Origin of the sequence: Nonomuraea sp. NPDC052129, from assembly GCF_040680095.1 — a bacterium.
Taxonomy (GTDB): Bacteria; Actinomycetota; Actinomycetes; order Streptosporangiales; family Streptosporangiaceae; genus Nonomuraea.
In genome coordinates this window covers 69,270-88,341 of the sequence record NZ_JBFAVX010000035.1, presented here as the reverse complement: position 1 = coordinate 88,341, position 19,072 = coordinate 69,270, and the positions used below count along the sequence as shown (strand labels likewise).

The 19,072-nt window shown below is 69.6% G+C and carries 17 protein-coding genes; 6 read left to right on the top strand and 11 right to left on the bottom strand.

Translation table 11 applies throughout. From position 1 onward, the window contains the following. Position 1: 1 nt before the first annotated feature. From AB0L53_RS47380 to AB0L53_RS47335, 10 genes are all read right to left on the bottom strand, one after another. Positions 2-1,225, bottom strand: coding sequence for an ABC transporter permease (locus AB0L53_RS47380; RefSeq protein WP_364009763.1), 1,224 nt, complete (start codon positions 1,223-1,225; stop codon positions 2-4). Next, the gene (locus AB0L53_RS47375) at positions 1,222-2,358 is read right to left on the bottom strand and encodes an ABC transporter permease (RefSeq protein ID WP_364009761.1); all 1,137 of its coding nucleotides are present in this window, start codon (positions 2,356-2,358) and stop codon (positions 1,222-1,224) included. The genes AB0L53_RS47380 and AB0L53_RS47375 overlap by 4 nt, the downstream gene beginning before the upstream one ends. A gap of 29 nt (positions 2,359-2,387) precedes the next feature. Then, entirely contained in the window at positions 2,388-3,407 is a 1,020-nt protein-coding gene (locus tag AB0L53_RS47370; RefSeq protein WP_364009758.1) for a BMP family ABC transporter substrate-binding protein, read from the bottom strand. An 87-nt stretch (positions 3,408-3,494) separates the two neighbouring features. After that, a complete protein-coding gene (locus AB0L53_RS47365) occupies positions 3,495-4,277 on the bottom strand; it encodes an HAD family hydrolase (RefSeq protein ID WP_364009755.1) in 783 nt (260 codons plus the stop codon). Further along, positions 4,274-5,176, bottom strand: coding sequence for an ATP phosphoribosyltransferase (gene hisG / locus AB0L53_RS47360; protein WP_364009752.1), 903 nt, complete (start codon positions 5,174-5,176; stop codon positions 4,274-4,276). The genes AB0L53_RS47365 and hisG (AB0L53_RS47360) overlap by 4 nt, the downstream gene beginning before the upstream one ends. A 9-nt stretch (positions 5,177-5,185) precedes the next feature. Next, positions 5,186-5,671: an NUDIX domain-containing protein gene (locus AB0L53_RS47355; protein ID WP_364009749.1), complete on the bottom strand. Its 486-nt coding sequence runs from the start codon at positions 5,669-5,671 to the stop codon at positions 5,186-5,188. Beyond that, a complete protein-coding gene (locus tag AB0L53_RS47350; protein ID WP_364009746.1) occupies positions 5,668-7,446 on the bottom strand; it encodes an ABC transporter ATP-binding protein in 1,779 nt (592 codons plus the stop codon). The genes AB0L53_RS47355 and AB0L53_RS47350 overlap by 4 nt, the downstream gene beginning before the upstream one ends. After that, a complete protein-coding gene (locus AB0L53_RS47345) occupies positions 7,443-9,098 on the bottom strand; it encodes an ABC transporter ATP-binding protein (protein ID WP_364009743.1) in 1,656 nt (551 codons plus the stop codon). Before AB0L53_RS47345 ends, AB0L53_RS47350 begins: the two co-directional genes overlap by 4 nt. Before the next feature lie 121 nt (positions 9,099-9,219). Continuing rightward, the gene (locus tag AB0L53_RS47340) at positions 9,220-10,269 is read right to left on the bottom strand and encodes a Gfo/Idh/MocA family oxidoreductase (RefSeq protein WP_364009740.1); all 1,050 of its coding nucleotides are present in this window, start codon (positions 10,267-10,269) and stop codon (positions 9,220-9,222) included. After that, positions 10,262-11,515 carry an aminotransferase class III-fold pyridoxal phosphate-dependent enzyme gene (locus tag AB0L53_RS47335; protein WP_364009737.1) on the bottom strand — a complete coding sequence of 418 codons (1,254 nt, stop codon included), beginning with the start codon at positions 11,513-11,515 and terminating at the stop codon, positions 10,262-10,264. Before AB0L53_RS47335 ends, AB0L53_RS47340 begins: the two co-directional genes overlap by 8 nt. A gap of 382 nt (positions 11,516-11,897) precedes the next feature. On the opposite strand from AB0L53_RS47335, the gene AB0L53_RS47330 reads away from it, so the two are divergent. The 6 genes from AB0L53_RS47330 to AB0L53_RS47305 are packed head-to-tail and all read left to right on the top strand — an operon-like array spanning position 11,898 to position 17,275. Continuing rightward, positions 11,898-12,515, top strand: a complete 618-nt coding sequence (locus tag AB0L53_RS47330; protein WP_364009734.1) for a phosphoribosylaminoimidazolesuccinocarboxamide synthase — start codon at positions 11,898-11,900, stop codon at positions 12,513-12,515. Next, on the top strand, positions 12,502-13,206 hold the full coding sequence (locus tag AB0L53_RS47325; RefSeq protein ID WP_364009732.1) for an SDR family NAD(P)-dependent oxidoreductase: 705 nt from the start codon (positions 12,502-12,504) through the stop codon (positions 13,204-13,206). Before AB0L53_RS47330 ends, AB0L53_RS47325 begins: the two co-directional genes overlap by 14 nt. A 16-nt stretch (positions 13,207-13,222) precedes the next feature. Continuing rightward, positions 13,223-14,113 (top strand): ATP phosphoribosyltransferase, encoded by an 891-nt coding sequence (hisG, locus tag AB0L53_RS47320; protein WP_364009729.1) that lies wholly within the window; start codon positions 13,223-13,225, stop codon positions 14,111-14,113. Further along, positions 14,107-14,532: a hypothetical protein gene (locus AB0L53_RS47315; protein WP_364009726.1), complete on the top strand. Its 426-nt coding sequence runs from the start codon at positions 14,107-14,109 to the stop codon at positions 14,530-14,532. Before hisG (AB0L53_RS47320) ends, AB0L53_RS47315 begins: the two co-directional genes overlap by 7 nt. A 14-nt stretch (positions 14,533-14,546) precedes the next feature. Further along, positions 14,547-15,785: an MFS transporter gene (locus AB0L53_RS47310; RefSeq protein ID WP_364009723.1), complete on the top strand. Its 1,239-nt coding sequence runs from the start codon at positions 14,547-14,549 to the stop codon at positions 15,783-15,785. 29 nt (positions 15,786-15,814) lie between these two features. After that, positions 15,815-17,275 (top strand): cation:proton antiporter, encoded by a 1,461-nt coding sequence (locus AB0L53_RS47305; RefSeq protein ID WP_364009720.1) that lies wholly within the window; start codon positions 15,815-15,817, stop codon positions 17,273-17,275. 90 nt (positions 17,276-17,365) lie between these two features. Here the strand turns inward: AB0L53_RS47305 and AB0L53_RS47300 are convergent, their stop codons facing one another. Next, entirely contained in the window at positions 17,366-18,856 is a 1,491-nt protein-coding gene (locus tag AB0L53_RS47300; protein ID WP_364009718.1) for a nucleoside hydrolase-like domain-containing protein, read from the bottom strand. Positions 18,857-19,072 lie beyond the last annotated feature (216 nt).

Genomic DNA, 19,072 nt, shown 5'->3' with positions numbered 1-19,072 from the left:
CTCACGCACCTCCTCGGCGGTACGGGATGCCGACACAGGCCGGCATGCGCAGCCGCTGGGCGACCGTGACCAGCACCAGCAGGGTGACGAGGTACGGCGTGGCGTAGATGAGCTGCGTGGGGACCGAATCGGTGCTCTGGAAGACCACGAAGGCGGCCGCGCCGAGCAGCGCCAGGGTCAAGGGCAGGCGGGGCCGCCGGCGTACGAAGACGATCGCCGCGGTCCACAGCAGCACGGCGGCCAGGAGCAGCAGTACGTGTACCGCGCTCGGCTCACGCAGTTGCAGGGCGTCGGCGTACCCGAACAGCAGGGCTCCCCCCGCCGTGCCGGCCGGGCGCCAGTTGCCGAAGATCATGGCGGCGAGCCCGATGAAGCCCCGGCCGCCGGTCTGACCCTCCCGGTAGATGGTGGAGGAGACGGTGACCAGGTACGCCCCGCCGAGTCCGGCGAGCGCACCGGACACCAGCACCCCGTAGTACCTCATCCGCTGGACCGGGACGCCGAGCGAGTCCGCCGCGGCGGGGTGCTCGCCGACGGAGCGCAGGCGCAGCCCGAAGGCGGTCTTCCATAGCACCACGAAGCTGACCGGGATCAGCGCGACGGCGAGCACGGTGAACCAGGAGACCTCGTGCAGGAATCCCCGCAGGATGCCGCTGACGTCGGGCAGGAGGAACCACCGGCTCCGCTCAAGCTGTCCGAGCAGGTCCGGCGTGCCCCAGCCGCCCGCCAGGAACGGCATGCTCACGGTGCCGATGGCACCCGTGACAGGAGGCGACTGGGTGGCTCCCGCCCCCGGCAGGCCGCTGAAGGCGATGACGGACAGGAAGCGGGCGACACCCACCGCCAGGATGTTGACGGCGATGCCGCAGACGACCTGGTCCACGCCGAACGTCACGGTGACGACCGCATGGAGCAGACCGGCGATGACGCCGCCGAGCGCACCGGCGAGCACCCCGGCCCAGACACCGTAGAAGTGGCCGGCCCAGGCCCCGCACACGGTCCCGATGATCATCATACCTTCGATGCCGAGGTTGACGACGCCCGCGCGCTCGCTCCACAGGCCGCTGAGGGCGGCCAGCCCGATGGGGACCGCCAGCCGAAGCGCGGCGCCCATCGCGCCGGAGCCGGTGAGGGCCTCGGCTCCGGTGAAGGTTCTGACGGCCGACATCGCGAGCAGGAGAATGAGTACAGCGAGCAGCCGGCCGCGCGGATTGTTCATGGTCATGTCGCGGGCCTCACCGGCTCGGGCGTGACGACCGGGACGCTCTCCTCGCGCATGAGCCGGGCGGCGCGCCTGAGGTCCATGCGGCGCACCACTTCATGGGCGCCCACGACGCTGATCACGATGACGCCCTGCATGATCGTGACGATCTCCTTGGGCAGGCCCTGGATGTCGAGGATCAGCGCCGAGCGCTCCAGGAAGCCGAACAGCAGCGCGGACAGCGCGATGCCGACCGGGGTGTTGCGGCCGAGCATGGCCACGGCGATCCCGGTGAATCCCGCCCCGGAGGGGAAGTCCACGCCGTAGCTGTAGGTGTTGCCCAGCAGGTCCGGCAGCCCGGCCAGGCCGGCCAGCCCGCCCGAGACGAGCATTGTGAGGAGGATCATGCGGCGCGGCTCGATGCCGTGGACGTGGGCCGCCGCCGGGTTCAGCCCGCTGGCCTTCAGCTCGTAGCCGTACCGCGTGCGCGTGAGCAGCAGATGCACCGCCACCCCCAGCACGACCGCGCCCAGTGCGGCCCCTCCGAGGTGGGTGCCCGCAGGCAGCGAGAGCCCGAACAATGACACCAGCCCGTCGAGTTCGGGCAGCCGGGCCGACGGCGGAAGCTCCGGCGTCGACCCGGAGGCGCTGCCGGCCGCGAAGAAGTCGGCCAGCAGGTAGGCGATGACAGCGGTGGCGACGTAGTTCAGCAGGAGCGTGGACAGCACCTCCGAGACCCCGCGCCACACCTTGAGCACCGCGGCGATCCCGGCCCAGAGGGCGCCGGCGAGCACGGCGACCAGGCCGACGAGGGCCAGGTGCAGCGGACCTGGCAGGTTCACGGACGCGCCGACGACCGCGGCGAACAGCGCGGCGACGCGGTACTGGCCTTCGACCCCGATGTTGAACAGCTTCATGCGGAAGGCCACGGCCACGGCCAGGCCGGCGAAGAAGTAGATCGTCGACCTGTTGACCGCGGAGACGAGCGAGTCCGGCCGGAGCCCGAACTCCAGCATCGTCAGGTACGCCCGTCCCGGCGAGGCGCCCACCGCGGCGAGGAGCGCCGTGGTGACCGTGAGCGCGATCAGCAGCGCGAACGCGGGAGCAGTGAGCGCGCTCGACATCCGCCTGGTGAGCGAAGCTGCGCGGGGGGACATCGGGCCTCCTCTCCTCCCGGGTCGGTCGGTCAGGGGACGACCGGGACGGTGATCCCGCCAGAGATGATCTTTTTGCGGATCTCCTCAAGACGCGACTCGACGTCGGTGAGACCGCCGCCACTCGTGGCGTAGCCCACCCCGTCCTCCTTGAGCCCGAACTCGCGCAGCCCGGAGATCGTCTTGCCCCGCACCGCCTCCTGGATGATGCGCAGGACCGCGACGTCGAGCTTCTTGGTGGCGCTGGTGAGAATCACCTGGGAGAGCCCCTGGTCGACCGTCTTGCGCTGGTCGACGTCGACCCCGATCGCCCACTTGCCCGCCGCCTTGGCCGCCTGGAACACCCCGATCCCTGAGGCGCCGGCAGCGTGGTAGACGACGTCGGCGCCGCCGTCGTACATGCCGCGAGCCGCTTCCTGGGCCTTGTCCGGCGCGGAGAATCCGCTGAAGTCGGGCGGCTGGCTCATGAACACGCTGGAGAGCTGGATCTTGGGGTTGGTCGCTCGGGCGCCGGCCGCGTACCCGGCCAGGAACTTCTGCTGAGGCGGCGTCTGCACGCCCCCGATGAAGCCGATCCGCCCGGTGCGCGACTTGAGCGCCGCGGCCACGCCGACCAGGTAGCTGGCCTGCTCTTCGCGGAAGACCACGTTGGTGACGTTCGGCAGCTTCACGGTCGCGTCGTCGATGATGACGAACTGCGTGTGGGGGAAGGCGGGCGCGATCTTCGTCAGTGGCTGGGCGTAGAAGAAGCCGACTGCCAGTACGGGGTTGTGGCCCGTCTCGGCCAGCAGCCGCAGGACCTCCTCCAGGTCCGATCCGGCCGAGTTGGGGCTGAGTTCCTTCACCGACACGCCCAGCTGCGCCTTGGCCTGGTCCACGGCGGACCCGACCGAGTCGTTGAAGGACTTGTCACCGCGTCCACCGCGGCTGTAGGCCACGCCGACCGCGATGCCGGAGTCGGCGGCCGCGCCGTTCCTGCCGGGAGCCGGGTTCACGGTGGCACAGGCCACGAGCGAACACAGCACCAGGCAGAGGGTGACTAATCGGGACACGGCGCACCTCCGCTGACCGGATCTTGGCCGGGTGAATCCCGGCTCAGCGCCCATCGTGAATACTCATCAGACAAGTGTCAAGAGTTCTCAGATGACTCGTTCCAGCCATGCGGCGACCCCGTCGTCGTCGTTGGACGCGGTCGTCTCGTCGGCCGAGGCGAGCACCGCCGCATGGGCGTTGGCGACGGCCACCGCTGTTCCCGCCCAGGTCAGCATGGGCAGATCGTTCGGCATGTCGCCGAACGCGATGACGTCCGCGCTGCCGAATCCGAGCCGCCCCGCCATCGACTCCAGGGCGGCCGCCTTGGTGACACCGGCGCGCATCACCTCGCAGAACACGTCCGCCGAGATAGTTACCTCGCACCCGGAAAGGAGCGCGCGCACGCCCTCGTAGTACTCGCGGGCGGTCCCCTCCAACTGCACCATGAGCTTGCCGACCTCGTGCCGGGCAAGCGCCTCCTCCAGGCGTGGCACCCGCCGCGCGCTCCGTGACAGGAGGGCGGGCAGTTCGAAGGCGTCCTCCAGCAGCAGCTCCATCCGGCACTCCGCGCCCAGACGCACGCCGGGAAACCGGTCGCGCAACACCGACAGCGCCGTCACCAGACGTGTCTCGGCCAGCGGGCAGTAGTCGACCACCTCCTCCCGGGCGAAGTCGAAGGTGATGGAGCCGTTGCCGCAGACCGCGATGGGCGCGCCGCCGACCGCCACGGCCACGTGCCGGGTGTCACGGACCGGCCGGGCCGTCGCGATGACGAACACGTGTCCCGCGTCCTGTACGCGGCGCACGGCCGCCCGCGTACGTTCCGACACCAGGCCACGGGAGTCCAGGAGGGTCCCGTCGAGGTCGCACACGATCATCCGGCGCTTCACAGCGGCTGCTCGGTCAGGTGCGGCGTCACCCATTTCGCGACCTGCGATTCGATGACGTCGAGGGCGCCCGCCGTCAGGACGCCGTCGATGGTCTCGGCCAGGTTCCGCCGCGGCGCCAGCCCCTGGAGGACCACCAGGTCGCCGTCCGCGAGGCCGGTGCCGGCCCGCCAGGACGACTCCGGCATAGATCTGGCCACGCTCGGCAGGTCGCGCGCGGAGGTGCGCACCGTGAGCAGCGCACATGCCGCGCCCGCGCCGACCGAACCCAGGAGCCGGGCGACCTTCTGGATTCTGGTCCGCCTGTCCGTGTCACGCCAGGCGGCCGGACTGGCGATGAGGTGGGGGACGCACGACCGCAATGTGCAAATAATCCGCATATGGTGGTGCGCCATCGCGGAATCGGGTCCATCGACATCAATGACGGCATCGGCGAGTTCGGGAATCTTGCCCTCTCCGGCACCGAAGGAATGAATCACCTCGGCCGGCAATGACCGGCTCTCGAAGAATTGCCGGGCGATTTTCGGATACTCGGTGACGACCCGGATTCCGGGCGGCAGGTCGCCGGCGCTCTCCGCCGGATGATCACCCGGAACGGCGAGCACCATCCGCCAGGGCGGATCCGCCCCCACGACGTGCGTGAACGCCTCCACGAACTCGACCTTCGCACCGGTCTCCTCGATCCAGTCGGTGCCGGTCAGGCCGAGGTCGAAGGCGCCACTCTCGACGACCAGCGGTATTTCGCGCGGTTTGTAGAACGCCACTTTCAGGCGATCGCCGTACTCGATACTCGCCCGATAACTGCGGTCCGAGGTTCTGCGTACGTCGAGACCGGCGGCGGCGAATAGACTCAGGATCGGCCGCTCAAGATACGACCCCTTGGGCAGCGCGAGCGAGACCATGCAGTCCTCCTAAGCCTGTTTCATGAGAGCTCGCAGGGCGAGGTCGATCATGCCGGTGTCGGTGGCCTCCGACGCCAGGCGCCGTAGCGTGGCCCGGTCCATCCAGCGGGCCTCGACGAACTTGTCCTGCTCGATCCGGGGCCGGGTCAGGTCGCCCGCGACGGTGGCGAGCACGTCGATCTCGCGTCTGCGCGCACCGTCGCCACCGCTCCAGTCGAAGACGTCCACCACGCCGTCCACCTTGACCAGCCGCCACCTCGTCTCCTCCTCGATCTCCCTCGCGAGTGCCGCGCACAGCGTCTCCCCCTCTTCGACGTGCCCTCCGACGATGTCCCAGCAGCCGGGAAAGAGCCGTACGTGGGGCGCGCGCCGCTGCATGAACACCGCACCGACCGGGTTGACGAGAACGGCGCCCACCACGCACCGCACGCCTTCCGCCGCCGCCTCCCGCTGGACCCGCTCGAACTCCGCCGGATGCGGAGCACAGCCGCTCATACCGCCTCCTGGTGCGCGTAGTAGGTCGCGTACAGGGCGGCGAACGGCCCGTCGCGCCGCAGCAGCTCGTCGAAGCGGCCCTCCTCGGCGACCTCGCCCTGGTCGAGGACCAGCACGCGATCGGCCCGCCGGATGGTCGAGAGCCGGTGCGCGATCACCAGCACCGTCCGGCCGGTGAACAGCCGGGACAACGCGTCCTGGATGCCCCGCTCGGTCAGCGGGTCAACGCTGGCCGTCGGCTCGTCCAACAGCAGAATGTCCGGTTCGCGGAGGAACATCCGGGCCAGGGCGATGAGCTGCCGCTGCCCGACCGACACCCCCCGGCCGCCGGCGCTCACGTGGTCGTCCAAGGACATCGGCATGCTCCGCGACCACACGTGGTGCCCCATCCGCTCGATGGCGCATTCGGCGTCCGCGCGGCTCGCCCCCGGCCGGCCGTACGCGATGTTCTCCGCGAGCGTGCCCGCGAAGACGAACGGGTGCTGAGGGACGACACCCACCCGTCGCCGGTACGCCCGCAGGTCGAGCGAGCGGATGTCGCGGCCGTCGACCAGCAGCTCGCCGCCTTGGAACTCATAAGCCCTGGCGATCAGCTTGGCCAGCGTGGACTTGCCGCCGCCGGTGTGCCCGACCACGGCGACCGTCTCCCGTGCGGCGAGCCGTACCTCGAAATCCTCGAACACCGTGCTGCCGGGCCCGTAACCGAAGCGCAGGCCGCGCGCCTCGATCTCACCGGCCAGGCCGGTCACCGGCTCGTTCCCGCGCTGGACGACGGCGTGCTCGCTGTCGATCAGCGCGAAGACCCGCTCGGCGGCCGCGAGCCCCTGCTGGAAGAGGCTCCAGAAGGCCGCCGCCTGCGTGACCGGCTGCCACAGCATGCCGAGCGCCTGCAGGGCGAAGTACCACTCCCCCGGCGAGAGGCCGCCGAGCACCGCGAACCGGCCGCCCTGGTAGAGCACCACGGCCGTGGCCAGACCGGCCAGCAGGGTCAGGACGGGCAGGATGACCGCGTAGATGAGGCCCTGTCTGACGTAGACCTGGTACGACAGCCGGTTGACCGCGTCGAAGTCGCGATACACCGTCTGTTCCCGGCCGAAGCTCTTGGCGACCGAGATGCCCATCATCGTCTCGTGCACGTTGGCGTTGACCCTGGCCATCACCCGGCGCGTGGCCGCCGCCGCCGTCCTGGCCACCCTGCGGAAGGCCAGGGCCGCGGCGAGCAGGATCGGCAGCGCCGCCAGGATGATCAGGCCGAGGTCGACGTCGATCCAGAACACCGCGCCGCCGAGCAGCAGCACCAGGAGCATCTGACTGAGCAGGTTCAGGGCGAGGGTCATCACCGAGCCGAAGCCCTCGGTGTCGCCGGTGACGCGGCTCAGCACCTTCCCGACCGAGTTCTCGTCGTAGAACGCGACGTCCTTGGCGAGCGCGGCGTCGGCGGCCTCGCATTGCAGGCGGTAGACCATCCTCCCCACCAGCCGGGCGGTGATGGCCTGGCGGGCCCAGTTCATCGCCCAGGCCAGCGCCGCCGCGGCGACCACGAACACGCACAGCTGAAGGCCCAGCCCGGCTCCCCCACCGATCTGGTCGATCATGCGGGAGATGACGATCGGCACCGAGGCGGTCAGCAGGACCGACCCCACGACAAGCACGGCCGAGCCGAGCATGGCGCCGTGCTGGGCCCGCAGGTAGCGGAGGATTCGGGCCAGCAGCCGGCGGTTGCCGTAGACGCGGTCGTACTCGTCGGCGTGCAGTCCCGCGAAGAGGTCGCTCACGTGTAGATCTCCCGGTACAGCGCGCAGCGCGCGATCAGTTCGTCGTGCGATCCCTGGTCGACGACCCGCCCGCCGTCCAGCAGCAGGATGACGTCGGCGCGCCGGATCTGTCCGGGGCGGTGCGAGACCAGCACGGTGGTACGGCCGGCCGCCGCGCGCTCGATCGCCTCGGTGATGGCCGTCTCGGTCCGGGCGTCGACCGCGCTGGTCGCGTCGTCCAGGGTGAGGACGCGCGGCTCGGTCAGCAGCGCCCTGGCGATGGCCAGCCGCTGCCGCTGGCCGCCGGACAGCGTCGTCCCGCCCTCGTTGAGGATGGTGGCGTAGCCGTGCTCCATCGCCTGTACGAACTCCTCCGCGCACGCCTGCTTGGCGACGCGCAGCACGTTCTCGTACTCGGCCTCGTCCGGCGAGCCGAAGGCGATGTTGTCCAGCACGCTCTTGGCGAACAGGAAGATCTCCTGGTCCACGTGGCCGATCTGGCGGCGCAGCGCGCCCGGTTCCCACTCGCGCACGTCCCGGCCGTCGATCAGCACCCGTCCCTCGGTGGCGTCGTACATCCGGTTGACCAGCTTGACGAGCATGCTCTTGCCGCTGCCGGTGGGTCCGACGACGGCCAGGGTGCGGCCGGCGGGCAGGTGGAAGGAGATGTCGCGCAGGATGTCCTTGCCTTCGTGGCGGAAGGACACGCGGTCGAAGGTGATCGCGCCGTGGATCTCCGCCGCCGTGCCCCGGGCGTCCTCACGCTCGGCGGGGTCGCCCTCGATGATCTGCCGCATCCGACCGGCGGCGACGAAGCCCTCCTGGATGACCGGAACGGCCTGCTCGGACATGGTGACCGGCTGCGCGAACAGCACCAGCCAGCCGAGATAGGTCACCACCTGGGCCAGACCCAGCTCGCCCTGGGAGTAGAGGTAGAGGGAGTGGAGGGCGCCGATCGCCATCGCGAGCGCGAAGCTCAGCGCCGGCAGGTAGACGGCCTGCGCTCTGCCCCGCCTGACGAACGCGTCCCGGTAGGCGGCGGCGGTGTCCCTGAACGCGTGCCGTTCGAGGTCCTCCTGCGTGGACGCCTTGACGGTGGCGATGCCGGCGAGGGTGGCGGAGAAGCGTTCGTTGAGGTCGGCGAAGGTCTCGCGGGTGCGGATGACCAGCGGGTTCAGCCGCCGCAGGTGGTAGTACAGCGCGTACGCGAACACCAGCACCAGCACACCGGGAGCCAGGAGCAGTTGGGCGTTCAAGGTGGCGATGAACAGGATCGGGACCAGCAGCGCCAGGACACCGTTGGCGGCGGTGGCGACCCCCGGGCTGAGCATGTAGTCGACGAGCCTGGCGTCGTTGATGGCCCGCGCCAGGATGTCGCCGATGCGCTGCTGGTCGTGGAAGGACATGCGTTTGGCCAGCAGGCTGCGGTACAGCTCGTCGCGTACATCCCGTTTGACCCGCTGGGCGATGATCTCCATCGAGCCGTTGGACATCAGGTCGGCGGCGAACCGGCCGGCCGCCAGCAGGCCGGCCGTGATCGCCGCCGCCCCGACCGCGGCGAGGTCGTGACGTGCGCCGGTGGCCTCGGCGAACGCCGCGCCGACCTGTACGGGGATGAGCGTCGAACAGAGGTTGGCCGCCACCGCCGTGATGGCGAACAGCAGCAGGAGCATCCTGTGCCGCCGGAGATGACCGGCGACCCATCCCCCTATGCTCCGGGACGCGACCGGTGGCGCATCACCGGCCGGTCGCGTCTCCTCAGCCATGTCTCACTCCGCTCACCGCGACTTCCGCCTACGCCCACGCCTGGACCGGATGCTTCAGCAGGCCGGAGCCGTTCTCCCCCGCCGCGTTCAGCTCCTCCATCGCCCGGTCGCAGAGCGCGGACGCCGCCAGGGCATCGGTGATCGACGGTGCGTCCTTGGCGTGGCCGTTCGTCTGGTGCCCGTCCCGCCTCCCGCGACAGGCGTCGACGAAGGCCTGGAGCTCTGGCCCGAACCCGCTGCGCGCCCAGCCGTGGTCCAGGTTGCGCGTGCTGTGCAGTTCCTGGCCGTACGGCAGGCCGTCGGACAGTTCGAGCGTCACGCGCTCCAGGGAAGGGGCGCTGTAGCGGCTGCCGTCCATGCCCTGCACCTCGACGCCCACCAGGAAGCGCTTGACATGGTTGCCCATGCGCAGCGTCGAGAGTGAGCCGTCGTCGTGACGCAGGAAGAGGTTCACCTGGAAGCGGTCGGGCGCGCCCGGGATGGCGTGCGCGTCCACCTGGACGACAGGCGAGGGCACGAACCAGCGGGCCAGGTCGAGGGCGTGCACCCCGTTGTGCCGGATCCACGCCTCCAGGGTCGTGTCCACCCCCCACTGCGGAGCGGACGGGTGGCGGCTGTAGAAATCGATGGTCACCGAGCACGGACTGGACCGGATGTCGGTGCTCAACTCGTGCAGCCGCTGGAGGGTTTCGGCGTAGCGGAAGTTGAAGCCCACCTGGACGTGCCGGCCGCTGCGGCACACCACGCCCTCCAGATCCTGGAGCGTGTCGGTGGACGGCCCGGCCGGCTTCTCGACGAAGCAGTCGACGCCGCGTTCGGCCAGCTGCCGGGTGAGCCGGTAGGAAGGCTCCGGGGGCACGGCGAGGATCGCCGCGTCCACGGTCTTGAGGTCGATCGCCTCGATGGAGTCGGCGCAGACCGCGCCGCGGGCCAGGGCTTGCACCTCGGCGGCCAGCGACAGGTCAGGGTCGACGCAGGCCACGACCTGGTAGCCGCGGATCCGCTGCAGGAAGGGGAAGAGGTTCTGCTGCATCTGGCGGCCGCAGCCGACGAGCGCGAGGCGCAGGAGATCAGCCACGGTCGGCTCCGTTCCAGTCTTGGAAGGCGCGGCGCGCCCGGTCATGGAAGTCGCTCCAATCGAGGTCACGATGGGCCAGGCTCACGAAGGACGGGTGCCCTTCGAGCAGGAGGATGCCGGCGCCGGTGAGAGCGCCGAGCAGCGCCTCACGCCGCTCCTTGTCACCAAGGAGCGCTTCGTCGTGGTAGACCAGCTCGAACATCCCGCCGCCGAGCACCGGGCGGGCGCCGAGCAGGTCCGCCACCCCCGCCTCCTTGGCGGCCGCGGAGAGAACGGCCGCCACCTCGGTGCCGATCCGGCCGACCTCCGCCCACCCGTCCGGCGCGTCCTGGGTGGGCTTCTCCAGAATGTCCCTGGTCGCCAGTGCGGCGTAAACAGCGATCATCTCCTTGGAGAACGTGCCGCTCAGCCGGGCCCGCTCCGCATGGGCGAGCAGGTCGGCGCCGCCCACCAGGATGCTCAGTGGCGCCCCGTTGGCCAGCGCCTTGCCGATCACGATCAGGTCCGAGCCGATGCCGTTGTCGTGGTCATAGCCCAGCGCCGAGATCCGGCCGCCGGTCTTGGTCTCGTCGAAGACGGTGAGCAGGCCGGCCTCGCGGCACATCGCGACGGCCTGCCGCAGCACGTCGGGTGTGGTGAACGAGGCCAGGTAGGCGTCGAAGACGAAGCAGCCCAACCGGCCCCGGTGCCGCTCCAGCAGCTCCGACAGAGACTCCAGGCGGAGATCGACCCAGTTCAGTACGGGCTCGGACTCGCCGATCCCGCGCATCCCGTCGGTGTACCGGAGCTTTTCGCGCAGTGGCGAGTGCAGCGGCTCGTGCCACTTCAGGGAGTTGGCGATCTGGGAGTCGTGCCAGCCGACATAGCCGCTGCGGACGATACCGAGCCGGCCGGTCCGCATAGCGGCCAGCCGGAAAGCCGCAGTGACGGCCTCCGAGGCGGTCTTGAAGAACGCGCCCCTATCTCCGGGCCGCTCGCCAAGCAGCCGTTCCAGATATTCCTGGTGGAAGGTGGTGAACCCCGGCATCATGATGCCGTTGGTCAGATAGCCGCCGAGAATTTCGTTGAAGAGGTCGTCCGAGTGGCCGATTATCACTGGCCCATAACCCATGACGAAGTCGATGTACGGCACGCCGTTCGCGTCCGATACCTCGCCTCCCTTACCTCGCGAGAACAGGAGCTGCTGCCCTTCTGCCCTGAACTTTTTGGTGATCTTCGAGTGAGCGATCCGCTCATATTGCAACAATGATCCTCTCCTTCCGGGCCATGCTTAATAAGATCGAAATGCAATTCCAGCGACAATACCTTCGCCCGGCCGGACTCCGTCAAGTACTCCTTTTTCCAGGGTCACCCGATATTCCGGTTTCCTCGCGCGATGAAAAGAAAAGAGATCACGCAGAGCCGATCACGCGCGGGCCAGGCGACTCGGCGGCGACATAGCAAGGCTTCGAGAGCGCCGTCAAGTGCTCCTTATTCCAGGGTTGACAAAACGGTCGCCGCATATCAAGTTGTGTGGGCCATTGTCGGCGTGATGTGGAGGCGACGTGGACCACGAAGCGACCCGGGGAAGCCCGGATATCATCGGGCGCAGTAAGCGTCTGTGGTTACTGCCCGGCGGGCGGTGCCTCGTGCAGATAATCCCCAGCCTGCGCAGTTTCACCTACCAGCGTGATGAAATCGTCGAGCGCACCGGCCCGCTGCGTCTGGCTTTCTACGAAAGGGCCGCGGCCAGGATCGAGGCCGCAGGGGTGCGGTGCGCGTTCAGGGAACGGGTCGCCGAGGACTCCTACCTCGCCGACTACTGCCCCGCGCCCCCCTTCGAAGTGATCGTGAAGAACAGGGCGACCGGCTCGACCACCCGGAAGTACCCCGGCCTGTTCGAGGACGGCGCGCCGCTGCCCCGCCCGGTCGTGAAGTTCGACTACCGGATCGACCCCGAGGACCAGCCGATCGGCGAGGACTACCTGAGGGTCCTCGGGCTGCCGGTCGATGAGATGCGCGAACGCGCGCTCGCCGTCAACGAGGTGCTGCGATCGTGGCTGCGCCCGCTGGACGTGTGGGACTTCTGCCTCATCTTCGGGCAGGCGGGCAACGGCGAGCTGACCGTCATCTCCGAGATCTCCCAGGACTGCATCCGGCTGCGGCACGAGGACGGATCCCCCCTGGACAAGGACCTGTTCCGGGACGGCGTCGAAGCAGACGAGATCGTCAACCAGTGGAGTCGCGTCCTCGATGTCATCAAGTGACGGCCGGGTCGCGCTGGTCACCGGCACCAATCGCGGCAGCGGAAAGGCCATCGCCGAGGAACTCCGCGACCGCGGCTATCGCCTCTTCTCCCTGAACCGGTCCTTGGCGAGGGAGGACTGGCTCGGGGAGCTCCGGTGCGATCTGGCCGACCCCGCGCAGATCAGGAGGGGGGTCGGCCAGGTGCTCGACGAGGCGGGCCGGATCGACGTCTGCGTGTCCAACGCGGTCGAGCGGGTTCTCGACCCGATAGCCGAGTTGAGCGAGGCGGACTGGGAACGGCTGGTCTCGATCAACCTCAGCGCCAGCTTCCACCTGGTCAAGGCCGTCCTGCCCGCGTTGCGGACCGGCCGTGGCGTCTTCGTCGCGATGGGCAGCCACGCCGGCACCCGCTACTTCGAGGGCGGCGCCGCCTACAGCGCCACCAAGGCCGGGCTGAAGGCGCTGGTCGAGACGCTGTTGCTGGAGGAACGCCGCAACGGGGTCCGGGCCTGCCTCGTCTCTCCGGGAGCCATCGCCAACCTGGACGGCGATGACTCGGCGCACAAGATGAGCACGCGGTCGGTCGCCCGCTGCGTGGGCACCATCGTCGACTCCTGGCCGACGGACCTCGTGGTGGGAGAAATAGAGGTACGCCCGGCCGATCTTGCCGAACCGCCCATCACCGGCATCGACCGTCTTCTGCATGTGTAGTTTCCGAGGAGGAATCATGCTCTCCCTCGTACTGCCGAAGGGGTCGCTGGAGCGGCGGGCCCTGCAACTGTTCGCGGCCGCGGGGCTGCCCATCCGGCGGCCCTCCGAACGGTCGTACCGTGGCGTGATCGACTACACCGGGGTGGCGCACGTCGCGTTCTACAAGCCGCGCGAGATCCCCCTGGCGGTCGAGAGCGGGACGTTCGACCTCGGACTGACCGGGGCCGACTGGATCGAGGAGACCGGGGCCAAGGTCGAGGTGGCGGAGTCCTTCGACTACTCCAGGAACACCGAGCGGCCATGGCGGCTGGTGCTCGCGGCCCCGGCCGACCACCCCGCCACCAGCGTGAGCGACCTGCCCGACGGCGTCCGCGTGGCCACCGAATACCCGAACATCGGCCGCCGCTTCTTCCAGGCCGCCGGACGGCGGGCCGAGGTGGTCGTGTCCTACGGCGCGACGGAAGCCAAGATCCCGGAACTGGCCGACGTGATGATGGACGTCGTGGAGACGGGCCATTCGCTCCGCCAGAACAACCTGCGGATCATCGAGACCATCCGGACCTGCGGCGCGCAGCTGATCGCCAACCCGGCCGCATACGCCGAGAAGGGCAAACGCGGCGTGATCCAGAACATCGCGCTGCTGCTGCGTGGCGCCTGGGTCGGCCCGTCCCACGTGCTGCTGACGGTCCGGACGCTGGCCGAAAGCCTGCCTCAGGTGGTCACCGCGATGCCCGGCCGATCGTGGCGCGCCGGGTCGGACCTGGCGGACGAGAACCTGGTCGTGCTCCAGGGGGTGCTGCTGCGCGGGGACGTCCCTGAGACGATCGACGTCCTGCTGTCGGCCGGAGCGGTCGACGTCACCGAATCGGGAATCGGCCTCCTCGCCTCGAACGTGTCGCGATGCTGATCCGTACCACGAACGACCGGCTCGTCCCCGCGGACGGAGCCGGCTGGCGCGCGTCCTCCGGCCTGCTCGAACTGTGTCTGGCCTCTCCTGTCTCCGCCGATTCCATAGTGGCGGTCACCCGCAGCGTCCTGCTCGCCGTTGACATGGATGGTCGTTCCCGGGTGCTCGACGTCGACCTCATCGGGCTGCCCGCCGAACTGCTGGCGCCACTGAGCCGGTACGCCGTCCCTCCCCGCCCGTCCACCGGCAGCGGCCCCGTCGCCTTGGACCTGGACGCGGCCTGGTTGTGGATCCATGTCCAGGACGGTCACCGCGTGTCCCGGCATCGCCGGTCCGCCGACGTGCGCTTCTCCTTCGCCGGAGCCGGACTGGTGGCCATCCAGGCGCGCCTGACCGCAGCGGCGGATGAACCAGATTAGATCGAAGGAGATTCATGGATCGCCAGCCAACGCCAGGCGTCTCGGAGCCGGGCGAGAAATCGCCGCAGCGCTCCCCGTGGGTGCTGATCGCCATCGTCTACCTCGGCGGGGTCGCCGCGGCGATGAGCCTCGGCAAGTTCGCCTCCGTCGGCCCGGCGGTGGCCGGTGAGCTCGGGCTGTCGCTGTCGGAACTGGGCTGGGTGATCTCGGCGGTCGTCGGCGTGGGCGCCGTCGTGGGCCTGCCCGCCGGATACCTGGTCCGCCGCTTCGGCACGGAGCGGTCGCTGATCACCGGGCTGGTCCTGATGGGTGCGGCGAGCGCGGCGAGCGTGTGGGCGGGCGGCTTCGGCTGGTTGCTGACCGCCAGAGGTGTCGAGGGCACCGGATACGTCCTGGTCACCATCGCCTGCCCGGCGCTGATCCTCCGCCTGGCCAGTGAACGGGACCGCGGCACCGCCCTGTCGATCTGGGCCACGTTCGTCGCCGTCGGCATCGGACTGAGCACCCTTGGGGGCGGCGTACTGGGCTCCGCTCTGGGCTGGCGTGGCTGGATCGGGCTGATCGCCGCACTGACGCTGGCGATGGCCCTGGTGGTCTGGGTACGGCTGCCACGCGGGTCCGGCCGGCTGGTGGCGGCCGGACCCGTTCCCAAGATCGGGGCCCTGAAGTGGCCGGCGGCACTCGCCCTCGCCTTCTGCCTGGGCGCGCTGGTGACCATTCCGGTGATCGTCCTGCTGCCCACGCTCCTCATCGAGGAGTACGGCCGCACGGCCACCGCCGCCGGCGCGGTGACCTCGGTGATCTCCCTGCTCAGCGCGCTCGGCGGATTGGCTGTGGGAGTGCTGCTCCGCCGTGGCACGCCGGTCCGCGTGCTCGCGCTGGTCGGCCTCCTCACCGTCCCGGCGGCCTGGCTCATGTACGGTGGCGCGGCTTCGCTGACGGCGGCGCAGGTCGGCGCGGCGATCATCTCGATGGAGAACGGCTTCCTGGGAGCCCTCGTCTTCGCCGCGCTCCCGATGGTGCTGGACCGCCTCGACCACGCCGATGTCGGTAACGGCGTCGTCGCTCAGGCGGGCAGCCTCGGGTCGTTGCTCGGTCCGCCGATGTTCGGCCTGGTGGTCGCCGGGCCGGGCTTCCAGGCCCTCGTACCGGTCATCGCCGTCGGGATGATCGCCGCCGTCGGTGCGCTGCTGCTGGTCGGCGGGCGGGCGGCCCGGTCATCGACTGAGCCCTTCAAAGCGCAACCCATGTAGCCATCGCGAACGCCGGAGGGGGCGTCAGCATGCGTGGACAGAGCCCGCTCGAAGACACCGAACAACGCCTCCTGCCCGCCCCGGCCTGGGGTCTGGTGATCGCGCTCACGCTGACCGCCGTGGCCGCCGTGTCGCTCCTGATGGTCTTCGGCTGGGGTGTCCACCCGGTGGAGCGCGCGGTGGTGGTGCCGCCGGTCGCGGAGGCGACGCCCATCCAGTCGATCCTGAGGTTGTTCCTCGCCGTGGCGGTCATCGGCGGACTGGCCTCGCTCGGCGGCATCGTGGCCCGTCGTATCGGCCAACCCTCGGTGGTGGGACAGATAGTGGCCGGGCTGCTGCTGGGGCCGTCCGCGCTGGGCGCGCTGGCGCCGGCGGCGACCGAGTTGATCATGCCCGCCGCCGCCATGCAGCATTTGAACCTGCTCGCCCAGGCCGGGCTGGCGATCTTCATCTTCACCGTGGGAACGGAGTTCGATCACACCGCCCTGGGCAGGCAACGCACTGTCGTGGGCGTCGCCGCCCTGGCGATGGTGGCCGTCCCCTTCGCCCTGGGCACGGTCGCGGCGATCCCGTTCGCTTCCGCGCTCGCCGGCCCGGCGGCGGGCAAGACGGAGTTCGTCCTGTTCATCGGGACCGCGCTGAGCGTCACCGCGTTACCCGTGCTGGCCAGGATCCTCCAGGAAGTCGGCCTGACCGGCACCCGGCTGGGCTCGCTGGCCATCCTGTGCGCCGGGATCGCCGACGTACTCGCGTGGTGTGCGCTCGCCGCGGTGATCGCACTCGCGCACGCCCGCTCACCCGCCGGCGCGCTGACCACGATGGTGCTCTCCGCCGTCCTGGTCCTCGTCGCGCTCCTCGTGGTCCGCCCCGCGCTCAGGACCCTGGCCGACAGGTACGCGGCGACCAGGTTGCCCGCGCCCGCCAGCCTCGTGCTCGTCCTGGGCCTGATCTTCTCCCTGGCGGCGGCGACGGACGTCATCGGCGCGCACGCGATCTTCGGCGCCCTCCTGGCCGGCGTGGTGATCCCCCGTAACGCCCGCGTCCTGGGCACGGTCCCCGACCGTCTCGCCTCACTCAACCGCGCGCTGCTGCTGCCGGTGTTCTTCGCCTCGATCGGGCTGCAGGCCGACGTACGCATGGCCTTCGACGACCCGACGGTGCTGTTGGGCGGGGCGGTCCTGCTGGTGGCCGCGGTCCTCGGCAAACTCGGCACCGCCGCCGTGACCGCCTGGGCCGGTGGCATGCCGGGACGGCTCGCGCTCGGCCTCGGCGTCCTCATGAACGCGCGCGGCGTCACCGAGATCGTCGTGCTCAGCACGGGGCTCAGCATCGGCGTGATCGGGCCGGGCACGTTCACCGTGCTAGTGATGATGGCGCTGATCACCACCGTGATGACGGTACCCGCACTTCGCCTGCTGGGGCTGTGCCATCCGGAGCGGACGCTCCCCGCCCCGATGCCGCGACCAGCCGAAAAGGAGCGTCTTACCTGAGCCGGCATCACGAACGCGCACGTGGTGGGCTCTTCGATGGCGGGCACCACCCGGCGGGCATGATGGCTCGCCGGGTGATGTCGCGCATCGTCAGACGACCCGGATGAACACGCGGTCGTAGCGGGTGAGGGGGAACGTGCCGTCGTCGGTGCCTTGGAGGATGATCGAGATGGTCTGGCCCGGTGTGGCGTCCGCCGGGACGGTGACGGCGGCCCGGCCGCGACCGCGGTCGGTGATCGTGGCGGTGCCGGGGTAGCTGCCTTCTTCTCGGTACTGCGACCAGCGGAGCGTCACAGAGTCCTGGTCAGGATCGGTGGTGCGGCCGGTCAGCGTGACGACGGAGCCGGGCCGGGCCCGGACGGTGTCGTTGCCGTCGATGTCGACCGTGGGCGGGTGGTTACCGTCGCGGTACTTGGGGGTCAGGGTCCACCGCATCCGGGCCGCGAAGTCGTTCTGCGCGGCTCCGGCCCATCGCAGCGTCGTGTAGTTCTTGACGTCGGCGCCGGTGTCGTCCTTCTCCGCGCCCACCATGGTCCACAGGTTCGGCGTGGTGGTCGTCTGGGTCGCCCGGCCACCCCAGCCGCCGAGCAGCGGGTTCTCCGGATCCTGGATGCCGGTGTTGAGCAGAGGGTTGAAGGCGACGTTGTCGCCCTCCGAGAGGAAGTCGTACGGCGCCAGCGGCTTGCACCAGCCGCCCGCGGCACGCTCGGGGTCGCCGAAGATGTCGAGTTGGTCGCCCGGCATCGACTGGCCGTCCAGCCATGACCGGTAGAGCGAGCCCAGCGGCCCGATCTGGATGTTCTGCTTGATCCACGCGCCGCTGAAGTAGACGCGGTCAGCCGGTAGGCCTCGGACGTTGCCCTGCCCGCGCTCGCAGTTGTAGCCCCAGGTGGCGTAGCCGGCCGCCATGTTCTCGACGCGGATCTCCGGCCAGACGGGAGCGATGTACTGGGCGTAGGTGTCGTCCTGGAATCCGCTGGCCAGGATCACCGCCTTCTTCGAGATCGCGGCCTTGACGCGAGGCCATTGCCTCGTGCTGCCGAATCGGTCCTCGATCGACTTGAGGGCCCGGGCGATCGTGTTGGTGCCGCCCCACGCCTGGAGGTACAGGGGCCGGGAATCGTGGTCCAGCAGCAGGTCGCGGATGAGGTCGGAGCCCTCGGTGTCCTTGGCCATCTCGTTCTCGAACTCGATGTTGCCGATCTTGACCTTGGCCAGCAGCTCGCCCGGCGCGGGGTAGCGGGAGTCATGCCTGCGCAGATTGGGGTAGACCTCGGCGTACGCGCGCAGGGCCTGGTCCTGGATGGTCCGCGTCCCGGTCCATCGCCATGAGGTCTGCGGCGTGGTGTACTCCCGGTTGGGGAGGAAGAACGTCGTGCCCTTGCCGTCTCCCGACCAGTGGAACTTGCCGCTGCTGTAGATGATCCCCTCGGTGTCGACCTCGTTGGTGTAGAGCAGATAGCGGATGAGCGAGGCGTAGTCGTCCTGCTCCATGTCGGTGGTGACGACCGTTCTGGGCAGGTTCCCTTCCGGGTGGAGGCTGTCGGCCTCGGCCGCCGCTGGGAGCGTGGCGACAGTCATGCCGACAGCCGCGATCACGCAGGTCAATACCCGGATAGGTCGCCTGCTCCGGGGGGCTGGGAGTCTGGAGGGGGGCACGGCAACTCCTTCTGCGAATACCTATTCACCGCTGAGTGGCGAATAGCATGCGCAGTATTCATGCTGCTCCTGGATGTCGTCAAGGTTGCCGACACATGACCAAGGGCACCCCATTGACACCTCTTTTCATCCTCCCGT

Coding starts and splice junctions, on each gene's coding strand:
- AB0L53_RS47380 (WP_364009763.1), bottom strand. CDS start 1,225: ATGACCATGAACAATCCGCGCGGCCGGCTGCTCGCTGTACTCATTCTC.
- AB0L53_RS47375 (WP_364009761.1), bottom strand. CDS start 2,358: ATGTCCCCCCGCGCAGCTTCGCTCACCAGGCGGATGTCGAGCGCGCTC.
- hisG (WP_364009752.1), bottom strand. CDS start 5,176: ATGGTCTCGCTCGCGCTGCCCAAGGGGTCGTATCTTGAGCGGCCGATC.
- AB0L53_RS47355 (WP_364009749.1), bottom strand. CDS start 5,671: ATGAGCGGCTGTGCTCCGCATCCGGCGGAGTTCGAGCGGGTCCAGCGG.
- AB0L53_RS47345 (WP_364009743.1), bottom strand. CDS start 9,098: ATGCTCCTGCTGCTGTTCGCCATCACGGCGGTGGCGGCCAACCTCTGT.
- AB0L53_RS47325 (WP_364009732.1), top strand. CDS start 12,502: ATGTCATCAAGTGACGGCCGGGTCGCGCTGGTCACCGGCACCAATCGC.
- hisG (WP_364009729.1), top strand. CDS start 13,223: ATGCTCTCCCTCGTACTGCCGAAGGGGTCGCTGGAGCGGCGGGCCCTG.
- AB0L53_RS47315 (WP_364009726.1), top strand. CDS start 14,107: ATGCTGATCCGTACCACGAACGACCGGCTCGTCCCCGCGGACGGAGCC.
- AB0L53_RS47310 (WP_364009723.1), top strand. CDS start 14,547: ATGGATCGCCAGCCAACGCCAGGCGTCTCGGAGCCGGGCGAGAAATCG.
- AB0L53_RS47305 (WP_364009720.1), top strand. CDS start 15,815: ATGCGTGGACAGAGCCCGCTCGAAGACACCGAACAACGCCTCCTGCCC.
- AB0L53_RS47300 (WP_364009718.1), bottom strand. CDS start 18,856: ATGACTGTCGCCACGCTCCCAGCGGCGGCCGAGGCCGACAGCCTCCAC.